Origin of the sequence: Haloferax sp. Atlit-10N (assembly GCF_003586325.1) — an archaeon.
Classification (GTDB): Archaea; Halobacteriota; Halobacteria; order Halobacteriales; family Haloferacaceae; genus Haloferax; species Haloferax prahovense.
On the sequence record NZ_PSYX01000009.1, the window covers coordinates 44,161 to 56,810 of the forward strand.

17 protein-coding genes are annotated in these 12,650 nt (G+C 60.5%); 14 read left to right on the forward strand and 3 right to left on the reverse strand.

Annotated elements, in window-relative coordinates; all coding sequences use genetic code 11:
- Positions 1–49 precede the first annotated feature (49 nt).
- The 8 genes from C5B91_RS18895 (at position 50) to C5B91_RS18930 (ending at position 6,938) form a co-directional block, all read left to right on the forward strand.
- On the forward strand, positions 50–2,422 hold the full coding sequence (locus C5B91_RS18895; RefSeq protein WP_199708850.1) for a cation-translocating P-type ATPase: 2,373 nt from the start codon (positions 50–52) through the stop codon (positions 2,420–2,422).
- Between the two features lie 121 nt (positions 2,423–2,543).
- Positions 2,544–2,966 carry a hypothetical protein gene (locus tag C5B91_RS18900; RefSeq protein WP_006183447.1) on the forward strand — a complete coding sequence of 141 codons (423 nt, stop codon included), beginning with the start codon at positions 2,544–2,546 and terminating at the stop codon, positions 2,964–2,966.
- Positions 2,967–3,073: 107 nt separating this feature from the next.
- Complete coding sequence (locus tag C5B91_RS18905; protein WP_119712887.1) at positions 3,074–3,565, forward strand: hypothetical protein; 492 nt, start codon at positions 3,074–3,076, stop codon at positions 3,563–3,565.
- Positions 3,566–3,568: 3 nt separating this feature from the next.
- Positions 3,569–3,934, forward strand: a complete 366-nt coding sequence (locus tag C5B91_RS18910; RefSeq protein ID WP_004594498.1) for a hypothetical protein — start codon at positions 3,569–3,571, stop codon at positions 3,932–3,934.
- A 78-nt stretch (positions 3,935–4,012) separates the two neighbouring features.
- Positions 4,013–4,408 carry a hypothetical protein gene (locus C5B91_RS18915; protein ID WP_119712835.1) on the forward strand — a complete coding sequence of 132 codons (396 nt, stop codon included), beginning with the start codon at positions 4,013–4,015 and terminating at the stop codon, positions 4,406–4,408.
- A gap of 82 nt (positions 4,409–4,490) precedes the next feature.
- Positions 4,491–5,060 carry a hypothetical protein gene (locus tag C5B91_RS18920; RefSeq protein ID WP_119712836.1) on the forward strand — a complete coding sequence of 190 codons (570 nt, stop codon included), beginning with the start codon at positions 4,491–4,493 and terminating at the stop codon, positions 5,058–5,060.
- A gap of 61 nt (positions 5,061–5,121) precedes the next feature.
- Positions 5,122–6,072, forward strand: coding sequence for a MarR family winged helix-turn-helix transcriptional regulator (locus C5B91_RS18925; protein ID WP_119712837.1), 951 nt, complete (start codon positions 5,122–5,124; stop codon positions 6,070–6,072).
- Positions 6,069–6,938: a hypothetical protein gene (locus tag C5B91_RS18930; protein WP_119712838.1), complete on the forward strand. Its 870-nt coding sequence runs from the start codon at positions 6,069–6,071 to the stop codon at positions 6,936–6,938. The genes C5B91_RS18925 and C5B91_RS18930 overlap by 4 nt, the downstream gene beginning before the upstream one ends.
- Before the next feature lie 562 nt (positions 6,939–7,500).
- Here the strand turns inward: C5B91_RS18930 and C5B91_RS18940 are convergent.
- Entirely contained in the window at positions 7,501–8,463 is a 963-nt protein-coding gene (locus tag C5B91_RS18940) for a hypothetical protein (RefSeq protein WP_142980749.1), read from the reverse strand.
- Between the two features lie 210 nt (positions 8,464–8,673).
- Here C5B91_RS18940 and C5B91_RS18945 point away from each other — a divergent pair, with 210 nt between their 5' ends.
- The 6 genes from C5B91_RS18945 (at position 8,674) to C5B91_RS23005 (ending at position 11,334) form a co-directional block, all read left to right on the forward strand.
- Positions 8,674–9,075, forward strand: a complete 402-nt coding sequence (locus tag C5B91_RS18945) for a DUF6166 domain-containing protein (RefSeq protein ID WP_119712840.1) — start codon at positions 8,674–8,676, stop codon at positions 9,073–9,075.
- Positions 9,076–9,098: 23 nt separating this feature from the next.
- Entirely contained in the window at positions 9,099–9,380 is a 282-nt protein-coding gene (locus C5B91_RS18950) for a hypothetical protein (protein WP_119712841.1), read from the forward strand.
- A gap of 37 nt (positions 9,381–9,417) precedes the next feature.
- The gene (locus C5B91_RS18955; RefSeq protein ID WP_119712842.1) at positions 9,418–10,083 is read left to right on the forward strand and encodes an RNA polymerase subunit sigma-70; all 666 of its coding nucleotides are present in this window, start codon (positions 9,418–9,420) and stop codon (positions 10,081–10,083) included.
- A 2-nt stretch (positions 10,084–10,085) separates the two neighbouring features.
- The gene (locus C5B91_RS18960; RefSeq protein WP_119712843.1) at positions 10,086–10,781 is read left to right on the forward strand and encodes a nucleotidyltransferase domain-containing protein; all 696 of its coding nucleotides are present in this window, start codon (positions 10,086–10,088) and stop codon (positions 10,779–10,781) included.
- A gap of 122 nt (positions 10,782–10,903) precedes the next feature.
- Positions 10,904–11,125 (forward strand): hypothetical protein, encoded by a 222-nt coding sequence (locus tag C5B91_RS18965; protein WP_119712844.1) that lies wholly within the window; start codon positions 10,904–10,906, stop codon positions 11,123–11,125.
- A gap of 77 nt (positions 11,126–11,202) precedes the next feature.
- Positions 11,203–11,334 carry a hypothetical protein gene (locus C5B91_RS23005; RefSeq protein ID WP_255409946.1) on the forward strand — a complete coding sequence of 44 codons (132 nt, stop codon included), beginning with the start codon at positions 11,203–11,205 and terminating at the stop codon, positions 11,332–11,334.
- A 94-nt stretch (positions 11,335–11,428) separates the two neighbouring features.
- Here the strand turns inward: C5B91_RS23005 and C5B91_RS22700 are convergent, their stop codons facing one another.
- Positions 11,429–11,863 carry a hypothetical protein gene (locus C5B91_RS22700; protein ID WP_233547719.1) on the reverse strand — a complete coding sequence of 145 codons (435 nt, stop codon included), beginning with the start codon at positions 11,861–11,863 and terminating at the stop codon, positions 11,429–11,431.
- Between the two features lie 60 nt (positions 11,864–11,923).
- A complete protein-coding gene (locus C5B91_RS18975) occupies positions 11,924–12,568 on the reverse strand; it encodes a helix-turn-helix domain-containing protein (RefSeq protein WP_199708851.1) in 645 nt (214 codons plus the stop codon).
- Positions 12,569–12,650: the final 82 nt, after the last annotated feature.

Below are 12,650 nucleotides of genomic sequence, written 5' to 3' on the forward strand. Positions count from 1 at the left end.
GGAATATTCCAACAAAGACATATGGAACTCCCACTCCTACCGTGAGGTAATGACAGAGAATCCGGACGCAGCAGGAGAAACGAGCGGCGGCGGACAGCGACGTGAGCTGACCGCCCGCCTCGCCGTTCCCGAGATGGACTGTCCCTCTTGCGCCCAAAAGGTGGACAAGAGCCTCCAGCGTGTCGACGGCATTACTGACGCCACGCTCCAGCCGACCACCGGCACGGCCAACGTCACGTACGACCCTGATCGGACTAGCGAAGCCGACGTAATCAAGGCGATTGAAGGCGCCGGCTACGAGGTCGTCGGGGGCTCGGACGCTGAGGGCGATGATGAGGACAACCAGGCGACCGACGGCGTCGACATCGCGCCACCATCGGAGGTCTGGACGAGTCCTCGCGCGAAGAAGACGTGGCTCGGCGCGGCGTTCGTCACGCTCGGCCTCCTCTTCGAATTCCTCCTCACCGGACAGAACGTCACGGTGGCGAGCGTCCTCGAGTACCCGCTCCACATCGCAGATGTCCTGTTCCTCGGCGCCGTCGCCGCCAGCGGCATCCCCGTCGTCCGTAGCGGGTACTACTCCGCGAAGAACCGAAGCCTCGACATCGACCTGCTGATGGGGACGGCGATCATCGCGGCGACCGGTATCGGCTACTTCGTCGAGGCCGCCACGCTGGCCGTCCTATTCAGCATCGCCGAGCTGCTCGAGGACTACGCGATGGACAGGGCACGGGACTCCCTGCGCGAGCTGATGGAACTCTCGCCCGACGAGGCGACCGTCCTTCGCGATGGTGAGGAAGTGACCGTTCCCGCCGAGGAGGTCGACGTTGGCGAGACCGTCGTCGTCCGCCCCGGCGACAAGATTCCGCTCGACGGAACGGTCATCGACGGCGAGAGTGCAGTCGACCAGTCGCCGATCACGGGCGAGAGCGTCCCCGTCGACAAGACTGCCGGCGACGAGGTCTACGCCGGCGCGATCAACGAAGAGGGGTACCTCGAGGTAGAGGTCACCTCGACCGCTGGCGATTCGACGCTCTCGCGCATCATCGAGATGGTACAGGGCGCACAGGCGAAGAAGACCGAGTCTGAGCAGTTCGTCGACCGCTTCTCCGGCTACTACACACCCCTCGTCGTCGTGCTGGCAATCCTGACCGCCGCTATCCCGCCGCTGGTTATCGCCGACCCCATCTCGGTGGACGTGGCCGGGTACGGGTTCACTTTCGCCGGCGACTGGCAGACCTGGTTCATCCGCGGGCTCACCCTGCTGGTAATCGCCTGCCCCTGTGCGTTCGTCATCTCCACACCCGTCTCGGTGGTGTCGGGCATCACCAGCGCCGCGAAGAACGGCGTCCTGATCAAGGGCGGCAACTACCTCGAAGCGATGGGCGAAGTCGATGCCGTCGCGCTCGACAAGACGGGGACGCTCACGAAGGGCGAACTCGCCGTCACCGATGTCGTCCCGGTCGGCGACACCACTGAGGATGATCTGCTCCGTCGCGCCGCCGGGCTGGAGCGGCGCAGTGAGCACCCCATCGCTGCGGCGATTCTCGCCCGTGCTGAGGAGGCGGGCGTGGGCGACCTGCCCGACCCGAGTGGCTTCGAGAGCCTCACGGGGAAGGGCATCCGGGGCGAGATCGACGGCGAGACGTACTATGCGGGCAAGCCCGCGCTCTTCGAGGAGCTGGGCTTCGACCTCGCTCGAGCACGCCGCGAGACAGACGGCGGCGTCGTGGCGGAAGAGGCGACCGAGGCCGACGACGGGGCGTTCGCCGAGGACGCGCTCACCTCACTGGAGCGGGAGGGCAAGACGGTCGTTATCGTCGGGACGGAGTCGGAACTGCTGGGTGCGATCGCCATCGCCGACGAGGTACGCCCAGCCTCGAAGCGGGCTGTCGAACGCCTGCACGAGCTGGGCGTCGAGCGCGTAGTGATGCTGACCGGGGACAACGAGGGCACCGCCCGCGCCATCGCCGAGCAGGTCGGTGTCGATGAATATCGCGCCGAACTCCTACCCGACGAGAAGGTCGACGCGGTCGAAGAGTTACAGGCGAAGTACGGTGAGGTCGCGATGGTCGGCGACGGCATCAATGACGCCCCCGCGCTGGCCACTGCGGAGGTCGGCATCGCGATGGGCGCGGCGGGCACCGACACCGCCCTCGAAACGGCTGATATTGCGTTGATGGGCGACGACATCGGGAAACTCCCGTACCTGTACGACCTGTCGCATACGGCCAACGGCGTGATCCGGCAGAACATCTGGGCGAGCCTCGGCGTGAAGCTTCTGCTCGCGTTAGGCGTGCCGCTGGGCCTGGTCAGCGTTGCGCTGGCAGTCGTTGTCGGAGATATGGGGATGAGCCTCGGCGTCACCGGGAACGCGATGCGGTTGTCACGAATCGAGCCCGATCGAATCATCGACGCCTGATTCTGCGGCGGGAAGTGCGGGCAGGACGCTCTTCTTTCGGGACTTACCTCCGCTACATCGAGACTAGTTGTGGTTTGTCTGGGGCAGAAAGGACTGAGCCCCACCGTTGGCTCGTGATTTGATGCCCGAGAATTCAGACGACGATCCATTCCACGATTGCGAGTTAGATCCCGACGCAGTCCTCGGGACGCGCACCTTCCACGATGTCCTGTTCACCGATGAGACGGAGACACCGGTGAACGTGCTCACTGGCGAGACGCCCGCACATTCACAGGCGACCGTCGAGGAAGCGAAGGAGTTCGCTGCGAGTATTGACACCGACACGCCACAGATTGCACTTCCGGCGTCAGTTGAGACGCAAATCGAGACGCAGAGTAAGCCCTACACGTCGGCTGCGTTCTTCCACTTCAAGGCGACGGGCTCGCTAAGGCGTCACCGCGCCTACCACGCCGCATATGACTCGGATGCGTTCACCGTCGACTTCGAAGCTGACTACGAGTCCGGAAACCTGACCATCACAGTCGATCGAACGAACGAGTCCTAAGAATCGACCGCTAGATCAGGGTTTTTCGAGCGCCGGCGATGGGTGCCGGCGCAGCAGGAGCGAACGATCAACCACTCCCGGTGCGTCGGCGTTTCGAGGTGTTCGAGATGCACATGGTAATTTACGCTCTGGTAGAAGAATCGACCCACGACGACGCACTGGCCAGCGGAAAGTCGGTGTTCGACCGCCTGGTCGGCGCGGACCCACACGCCGGCGCTGTCTTCGACTACCACGTGACGTTCGATGAGGAGGACACGTCCGTTGCGGGGAAGGCGCGATGGGGTGAGTTACCGACTGCAGCCCCCGTCGACTCCGATGACGGCCAAGACCTGCTTGAGCGTGGCTGGGAGGCGACGAAAGAGGAGTTCGAGCGCAATCTCGAACGGGTGAGGGAGGCACTTGACGAACTTTCCGATGAGGAGATCATGCGCGACGAAGATCTCGCTCGGCACGCCTTCCACCAGGTCGGCGCCTACGACGGGCCAACGATCTTCCTGTACAACGAATATGCGAACGGGATCCGTCACCGTGAGCAGCTGGATCGAGTGCTGGAGGAGAGCGAGGAACTCTGGATCGTGCCCGCCGACGTCCACTTCTAACAGATGTCCCGGATCACAAATTGGAAGCGCGAGAGTCGGTCGCCCACACTCGCATACCGGAACACCGAGACCGGAGCTCGGGCAGTCTTACACCGAGCACCGGACTCGTACCGCTACAAGTGGCGTGGCGTAATCCTCGTCGACGGCTACCCAGTGTGGTCGCGGGGGTACGAGACGAAAGACGCGAAATCGTTCCGTAACGAGCTCCGGGAACGGCCAGCGCCCGAACTGAGTTGTCCCGAGTGTCCGAACAGCGATGTGGCAATCGGCGGAAAAACGGCTGACGGCGCGAAGGTTCAGCGTTGGTTCGAGTGTCGGAGCTGTGGGTACGAAGCATCCTCGAGAATCGTGTACGGCGCCGAGCGCTGATTGATTGGAACGTATCTGCGATGGTGTTTATTTTTGGGCCAGAATGGGTGGCCCGTCTCAATCGGGCCAGATCCACAGATGAGTCTGGAAGTCATCGACCGCCACAGCGAAGCACTGTTCGAGTGCCTCTGGTGTCCCGTCTGCGGACACGAGGTATTCAGTCACATTCCCTTCGAAGGTGTGTTCTGCAAGAACTGCAACACACAGGTCGAACTCCAAGAATCCCGAGAGACACGTGGATACGAGGAGGCCGTCCTCGCCTGCTTCGACACCCACTCAACGTGGAACCTCCACGTCGACGAGAAGCTCCGTCGCGACCTACCCGATGGGTCGGCACGGGTGAAGATCCTCGGCGCACCAGATGCCTACAAGGTCGACTGGTGGAGTCCAGCACCTGGGGAGGATTGGGAGCCTGTCGAGCGTGGTGAATTCGACGACGTGGAGGAACCAGACGAGGTGTCACATCTCGCGTAGCGGATTGCAATCCCGCAACGACTGCGTGGTGTTGTTTCTGCGCCGGCGATGGGTGCCGGCGCACACGCGCCGGCGAGTACCGATGTCGACACGGAGCCAACTCCGATTCGTCCAACGAGTCGAACAGACCGGTGAGACAGATGGCAGCGCCGACCGCGTCGCGCAGGTATACCGGCATTCGGATGGCCACCCGAGGAGCGTCCTCCGGGATCTTGCACAGCTGAAAGAGCTGCTCGATGCGACCCGGGCCGAGCGCGGACCGGGCTACGCGGCGGCGACGTTCGTGTTCCTCGACAAGCTCTCGACGATCGACCTCTATCTGGATGGCGACCCAGAACGAACGATCGACGCGGCTCAGCCAGCGGATCTCCTCGAGCCGTCCAATATGGAGCATCTGGACCAGCCGCTGTTCCTGCTGGGACACGGTGTCGAAGATCCATCTGACGGCATCCACGGCGACGAGGAATACCTCTACGTCGTGGAACTCCCGACGGAGAACCCGTTCGACGAGCCGACCGAGTGGACAGTCAAAGTGAGCGGTCACTCCGCGTTCCCGCGCTGGGACGGCCCGATTGACGAGGCCTTCGAGCAGGCCAGCTGGCAGTTCCACGGGTCGCTAGAGACCGCACTCACAGACGTCGTCACTGAATAGGAATTTCGTCAACCTAAATCCAGAAACGTATTTATATGAATGGGGCTTAGAGTGGACACAGATGCTCACTAGAGCCGGACTCGCTGTCATCGATGCGTTGAGTACCGGCCGGGACGCGACGGCGGCTGACCTCGAGACGGACACCGAGTATTCGCAGGCACATCTGTACGACGTCCTCGATGAATTGATCGAAGCGGGGCTGCTCGACGAACGCCGTGGGCCCAACAACCAGCGGCGGGTCCACCTCGCCGGCCACCCGGTCGTCGAAGCGTACCGGACCCTGCAGTCGGAGCTCAGTCACGTCGAGTGGCCCGACCTCCTCTCGGCAGCCACACTCCGGGTGTGCTGGTATCTTGACGAGCCGCGCCGGGTGGCCGAGATCGCCGAGCGACTCGACATTACGCGACAGGGCGTCCACAAGGCGTTGTCACCGCTCAAGCATCGCGCGATGCTGTCCCCATCCGGCCCGGAGTACGCGTTGAGTGCGGACCTCTCGCCGCTGCTGGCGTTCGCCCGTGCCGTCGTGCAACACGAGCACCGGTCGCGAGTCCGGACACTCGCGCCGAGTGCGACCGTCGAGTGGTGTGATCCAAAGCGAGCACTCGTCCACATGCAGACAGCCGCGGATACGGAGGCACTCGAGGCCGCCCCCGACTGGCAACTGACTGGGCTCGCCCGGTTTGCAGAGTACGGCCTGCAGTTTTTCCTCGCGGGCGAACCCGCGTTCTGGTATGCCCCGGACGAGGAACTCACACCTGCCGACGTGGTGTGCCACACGCTCGTCCGCGATCGCGGGTCCCGCCGCGTCAGCTATGCGATGCTCCTGATCGAGGAGTTGGACATCGACCAGGAGACGCTCACGGAGACGGCGCGGTGGTACGGGGTGGAATCCGCAGTCGCTGCGATGTATCGGTCACTCCAGGGCGAGTCCGACGGCTCGGCGGAGTCCCCTGTCATCATCCCGAGTGAAGCAGAATTCATGGCGCTCAAAGAGCAGTACGGTGTCTCATGACCGTGTTCAGTGGCGGCGACGCGATCAGAGAGTTTCTCGAGGAGTTCGACAGCTGGCTCTCGGAATCTGTGACGGTGTATCTCCTCGGCGGGTCTGCGATGACAGTTCAAGGGTTGAAAGACCAGACGGAGGATATCGACCTCGCGCTGGGTGTGGTGTCCGAATTCGAGCACGTCTATCAGACGCTCACGTCCCAAGGATTCACGGTCGTTGACGAGCCGACCGAGTCGTTCGAGGGGGTCGGAAAGACTGTCGAGTTGCAGCACGATGCGCGGGGACTTCAGATCGATCTCTTCGAGCGGCAAGTCGTCGGGAAAGTGTGGATCACCGACCGGATGCACGACCGGGCAGCGGAGTTCTGGGCCGGGACCCACGCGACAGCATTCGTCCTCTCCGATGAGGATATGTTCTTGCTCAAAGCGGTTTCCGGTGGTGACCTAGCGAGTGGCCGGCGACGCGACATCGAGGATATACGGACGTACGCCCAGCGAGGGGTAAACTACGAGGTGATTCTGAACGAGATCAACGAGCAGCGACCGTTCAACACCGGCGCGACTGAAGCACAGCAGATCCGCGACCGCTCGCACCCGCTGTTCGCAATCGAGATGGCGGTGAACTCCCTCTCGGGACTTCCGAATACATTCGCGTCCCAGATCACGGAATTCGCCACGGAATTCGAAATCGAATACACCGTTCTGGGAGCGGTCGACGATGGCATCGACAACGTCGACGCCATCCGGGAGCGAGTCCTCGCGAATGTCCGGGCGCTGTCGGACGACCAGGAAGACGCCGTCGACGACGCGATTGACCGACTGGTCGCCAAACAGATTCTCGAGCGCGACGGGGATGTAGTTCGTCCCCGGTAAGCAAGCACTCCGGTCACAGTTGGTGTTTTCCGTCCCGCGAGGGGTGCGGGACGGCCCATCCGTCCCGACCTACGAATGAGTTCTGCAAGCGACAGCAAGGTTGCCCCCGACCACTGGTGGTTGTACCGCCGAACAGACGATGATCACTTCGTGTTCGCCTAGAGTTCTCGACATCCGTCCTCTGCTATGTCCAGCCACCCTCGGACTGGTTAGTCCGGGTTGACCGGGCCGAGGGACGATCCTTTTCACCAGCACGACCTCCGGCCGCAAGCGGCAGCGTTCGACCTCGCCAAGAGCGTCATAGAGCTTTGCGCGTTGCTGCATCGGGAGGTCGTCACGGAGCGGAGCCAAGCGCGAAAGCCGATATAGGTTGGTTCCCGACCACCGGATCCGCGGCCGTGAGCAATCGGGGGACTGAGCGCAGTCCAGACACCGCCCGTCGTTTCCAGCCCTCGGACCAGCTACACCGCGGCCGAGATCAAGGCCGAAAACGTTGATGGCAGCTAACCGAGCATACCGAGCCTCCCTATCCCCTGAGTCCGGAAACGACCGAGTAGAACGCTCAGCCATTCGACTCTGATACAAACAGCTCGGTCCAATAGATCTCGTCGTCGTACCGGACGATGTACGAGCCGGACACTGACGAATCCGACTCGTCGTCCTCGTAGACCGGCGTGGCCTCGGATTCGCGAGCAAATCGATCAACGAGTTGGCTGAATGCCTCCGGGGGATCACCCTCGTCAACCTGATACCCGTGGTCGTGTTCAATCGCCGTCGACACGACCGAGGTCTGCTCTTCGGAAAGATCAGTGAGGACAAACGCATGATCGGCCCGTACCGACCGGCCAAATTCCGCCGCGGATGCATGGACCTGCTGGGCGGTATACTCGTAGGTGCGTTGCTCAGTTCCGCTCGATTCCTCAACGCCAACGCGAGCCGTGGTGCCGCTACTCCACTCAATAATCTCATAGTCGGGGGACGGAACCAACACGGAGTCAACGATCTCGTCATCGGTATAGACGGTCTCCACGCTCTGTGCCTCAAAAGGACCCCCGTCGTCCCATCCGAAGCGCCCAAGGACGCCCTTGTCGACCGTTGGTAGATTCTGGTATCGGATCGAGTCCTCGTCTTGGCTAGCACTCTCGACTGTCGAGAGCGTGAGGCGGAATGTGGTTGCTGATTCCGCGTCGAGGACCTCGTACGAGAGTTCGTAGACCGACCCGTTGTAGATGAAGGGGCGGTTTTCAGGAGCCGGTGCGTTCGTCGCGGTAACTGTCTGCGATCCGTTCGAGATCACGGCCGTCGCCAATTCACGCTCCGACGTACGGTGCTCTAAGTCGATTCGGTACGTGACGCGTCGTGCGATCTCGGTATCCGAGACCGGCGTCATCGCAAAATCCGCCACGGGCGAGGTGCCGGGATCACCAGCGTTCCCGGGGGTAGCACCGCTTCTGGTGCCAGTACATCCCGCGAGCGAGAAGGCAAGCCCGCTTGAAATCGAAGCGAGGACTGCTCGCCGGTCCATATCTCCTCTTATTCATCACGAAATTATAAACTGCCGGTAGGCTAAACCGGGTGTTTGAGTCTTATATCGAGAAATCGTCCACCCGTCTCAATTATCCAGCCTAAATCCCCTGTATCCTAGAATATCAGATAATTCCTTTTCACGTTCTGTTTGTTGACCCCCCGAGAGGGGTGCGGGGGGTGCTCGAACGAGCAGCTCCCGAACAGACCGATGAGTAGACCTAGCGACACACACTCGCACGAACAGACACGTCCACCGAGCGACCGCGACATCGCCTACGTCGGGTATCGGCAGAGCGGGCGGGCTATCGTTGAGAAACGTCCTGGTCACGAACGGCTCACGCCAGAGCGGAGTCTCGCGCTGGTAAAACACAGTCCCTCGGGCTTCGAATGGGGATATGGCGGCGGTGGTCCGGCGCAACTCGCGCTCGCACTCCTCCTCGACTACACGGGTGCCGAAGCGTTCGCCCTCGATCACTACCAAGCATTCAAAAACAAGGTCGTGAGCCAGTTGGACTGCGCGGGGTCCGACGAGTATTGGCGACTCACCGCCAGCGAGATCGACGCAGCCCTTCGTGAGACGACTGACGAGCCAGTCGCACCGACCATCTAAGCACCACTCACCGAGAGCAATCCATGTCAGAACACACCCAGCCATCTCGTGCGGATGACGAATCGGCCGAAGCCAGTGAGCAACCGACACAAACGGAGTACATCGAACGCAGTGACGTCGGCGTCTCCCTCACCGTGAAGCTCAAGCGTGGAACCGGTACCAGGGATCAGGACGAGGTGATCGCGAAGGCGAAAGGCAAGACCCTCGAAGACGCCCGCGAGGACATGGAACTCCTCCGGGAGTACATCCACGATCTTGCTGAGGACGCTCGCCAGATCCAGCCAGCAGCCCCACACGAAGAGTAATTCTTTTGGGTGATGCACAGAATTGTGTAACCATAGGATGTACGAAGTATGCGGTGAGAAGGAACTCAAGGTCATCCTCGCGCTTGACCAAGGCGATTCCATCTCCGGCGTCGCGCGAAAGATCGACGAGAACCGGGAGACGATTCGGCGCGTCGTGAACCGCATCGAAGAAGCGGGATACGTCGCGTACGATGATGGCCTCCAGCTCGTCGATCAGACGCTCCGAGACGCCGGTCTCGAGTTCCTGACGACGGCAGCAGCCACCTCGCCGCCATCCATCACGGAGGTGTACGTTCTCCCCCAGTTCGCCGGCCTATACTATGCATTCACATCCATCGATGCAGTCTACGTCTGGACTCGCGGTGGCTACCAGGTCGCCCGCGACCCGGAGGATTATCCCCTGTTCATCGCTGTTCGCGAGCAGGACGTCGACGCCTGGAAGACGTTCTTCGATCGGTTCGGAATTCCGACTGCGGAAGAACGCCAGCCCGCTGACGACCTTGATGGTGCCATTCAGGTCGTCCTCGAGCCCCGGCCACAGATCGATGCCGAGATGGTCGACGGACGGCCTGTCATTCCGCTTCAGGAAACCGTGGCATTCGCGAACGAGTACTACGCAACCTTTCAGTCTGCCCTCGACATGCTCGGCCGAATGTACGACGACGTCGACACCGATGCGAATTATCGCCGGGAGCCCGCCTGAGCATGAGCCAGGAAGACCGCAGTGAGGCGCTCATCCAAGTTCTCGATGAACTGGAGCAGTCAAATATTGGATTCGTCCTCGTTGGTGGGTACGCGATCAGTCAGTTCGAACCGCGGTTCTCGACTGACCTTGACCTCGTCATCGCTCCGGACGACTACGATGAAGTCGTTGCATTCCTCGAAGCGCGCGGGTTCGAACGGCAGGCTGACCTCGAAGTCCCACCGGAGGAAACCATCTATAATCGTGAAATCGAACTCTTTGAGCGCACTGAAGGGCTGCCACATCCGGTCGGCGTGGATATTCTCGTGAACGGCCTCGGCTGCCGACAAACCAAGGCAGAGTGGTCGTTCGACTATCTACGCACACACAGCTCTCCGACGACGATTTCAGGCGGGACTCGGTCGACGACCGCACGCGCAGCGGATGGAGAAGTGCTCGTCGCCGCCAAACTCCATAGTGGTCGAAAAACGGATCTCGCGGATGTGCTTGCAGCGATTCCCTCAATTGACCTCGACACGGTCGAAACACATCTGCATCGCGGAGACGCTGATTCGCTTCGTGAGCAACTCGGTGATGCACAAGCCTTCATCGAAGAAGGCGGGTTGGATCACCGATTCAAGAGCATGTTCGGCCAATCGTCAGCATCAGCCGAAGACATCGAGATGCTCCTCGAGTTCCTCAAACGACAACAAACGTGAGACAGCCCCCCACGTGAGTCCAGCACCGACGACATCTGTGCATAGCTGTCACTGAGAGAGAAGCGACTAGGGAGAACGGACGCTGTTTGTCCTCGCCTCAGCAGGAGCGGAGGCGACCATCCGTGAGCGACACAGGAGAACAATACCCAGACCCGAACGAACTGTCGCCAGCACAACGTCTCGAACCGCCGAATACGCGACTCATCAACGCCGGTATCGTGACGATCACCGACATGGAAACGCTGCGAGCGTGTGTCGCCTATGAGAACGCGAATCAGCAACGGCTCCAAATCCTCCGCCGGCTCGAACAGCGGGCCACCGAGATTCGCTCACAAGACGACTGACGCGACACTCGGGGTGTCTGTCGGAGCCTCGGTGGGTGGAGGCTCAATTCAGATGAGCGACCAGCTACGAGATCTCGGTGGCCGAGGTCCACGCCACCCTCACCTACGCGTTCAGCAATCCCGAGGAGATGCGGGCCATCGAGGCTCGAAAGCAAGCACGCTACGAAGAGACGGCGGAAAATCGCGTCGTCCCCGATGATGGTGTCTGAGACCATCGATGGAGCTTTCCTGACGAAAACAACGAGACAGAGTGGGTCTAAGCGCGCCACGACGACGGCCACGACGTCAAAGTGATTTTATGTGCTATCTGACGGATGTTATCTCGACCCACGCCAGGACAGAAGCAAGAGCAACAACAGCGACCCAGAGAAGCATGTACCAGCCGAACGGCGTCGGATCAACAGGCGTCGCACCGTCTCCGATAGCCTGCCACGTTCCGTAACTCGATAGGCACAGCAATCCGCCAATCAGGACGCTCGGAGAGACTGCGTTCCACTTGATGTACAGTACACCAGGAATGAAGCCAAGAGCGAACATTCCAACGACGATGTACGTGAAGTAGAGCGGCTCAATCGAGGGGAGTTCTAGCAAATTTTCGAATCCGAAGAAATCCCACAGGACGAGCGCAACGGCTCCATGGATGACGCCGAAAGCAATTCCAACATAACCTTCTCGTTTTCGGGAGGAATTTCGTTGGCCAGTTTCACTTTTATTCTCGCCACTATTGTGGGCGCTCATACGGGCCAGAGGGTCGGATCGGGAATAACGCTTGAGTACGTTCACAAGCGCGTTTTAGCGTTACTCTTGTACCTGATATCGCTGCCAGCCGATCCAGAGAGCGATAATACAGAGAGTGAAGAAGCCACCAAGGAGGAATCCGATTGCGAGTGGAATGTCGGGGCCTCGACCTGATGAGACGGCAAATTGAATTCCGAAGAAGATGGACTCCTCGACGAGGAGTCCAATCATGTAGCTCGTTAGAACCAGAACGCCGATGGCAGAGAAAAATCGTTTTAACAGCGACATGAGACTGGTTTGTCGCTCTTCCGTCCCGACAAACAAGACCAGTGGATCGTCAGCTGGTCCGTACACATTCATCTCGTGGCCCTTTTCGGAGTAGCGTGTGTCGGCGACTTCTATTGTTCCCGCATCGGCGAGCTTTTCCAGATGATACGAGACATTCTGAACGGATCCATCGATTTTTTCTGCAATTTCGGAGGGCGTTGAGGGATCTGCATAGACATGAGAAAGGATTTCACGAGCCGTAGTCGATGAGATTGCATCCAAAACCTCACTCGTCTGCTCATCATCAACTCCGAGGACTTGCACCTCTCCGTCTTGATGAGCCTCGACATCTGTATCGGAGGTAGGAAGCAATGAGTTGGTCATTACGTGCTCCATTTCGGCGTTGTGATTGATATAACGATCCTCTGTATAAATCATTCCGCACGAGAATACCAGTCCTCGTGAGAGCGCTCGTCCGGGAGGTTTTTCGACCCCAAAGAGGGGTGCGGGGTATCCGAAC